The organism is Polaromonas sp. P3_C2, from assembly GCF_056402675.1.
Genome location: NZ_JBFUGX010001196.1, coordinates 1 through 665, shown reverse-complemented (window position 1 = coordinate 665; position 665 = coordinate 1). Strand labels below are relative to the sequence as shown.

General features: G+C 62.1%; 1 protein-coding gene. It reads right to left on the bottom strand.

What is annotated here, in order from left to right:
• A partial coding sequence (locus tag AC1DWI_RS25555; protein ID WP_477726239.1) for a TGS domain-containing protein occupies positions 1-665 on the bottom strand: 665 nt, incomplete at both ends.

The window sequence follows — 665 nt, the reverse complement described above, 5'->3', positions numbered from 1 at the left end:
GCTCATGAGCAGGGCATTGGGTTTTTCACCGGTTTCGGCAAGCAGGGTGACGATGCGCTTGGCCACCATGCTGGCGATCCGTTTGCCCAGCCCGATGTCGGTTAGCAGATCGGCACGTGACCGGTTGCCGGTAAAACGCAGGATCTTTTCCCAGGTGGCGTGGTGGGCTTCATCGTCGTCGGGGAGGCGTTCGCGTTCGATGCCCTCGGCACGCAGCGCCTGCGCGAGCATTTTTTCGCCCAGGTCTTGCGACTCGGACAGCGCCATGGTTTTCAGGTGGTGGCGTATTTTGGAGCGGGCTTTCCCCGTGCGTACAAATCCCAGCCAGCCGGGGTTGGGGCTGGAGACCGACGCCGTGATGATTTCGATCACGTCGCCGTTATGCAGCTCTGAGCGAAGTGGCACCTGCTCGCCGTTGACTTTGGCCGCCACGGCCCGGTGCCCCACGTCACTGTGAATGGCGTAAGCAAAGTCCACGATGGTCGCGCCGCGCGGCATGGCCATGATCTGGCTTTTCGGCGTGAACACATAGACCGCCTCGGGAAACAGGTCAATCTTGACGTGATCCCAGAACTCGGCCGCATCGCGTGTTTCCTGCTGGATGTCGAGCAGCGATTGCAGCCACTGTGTCCCCAGCCGCTGCGAAGCGTCGCCATCCGGGTCGG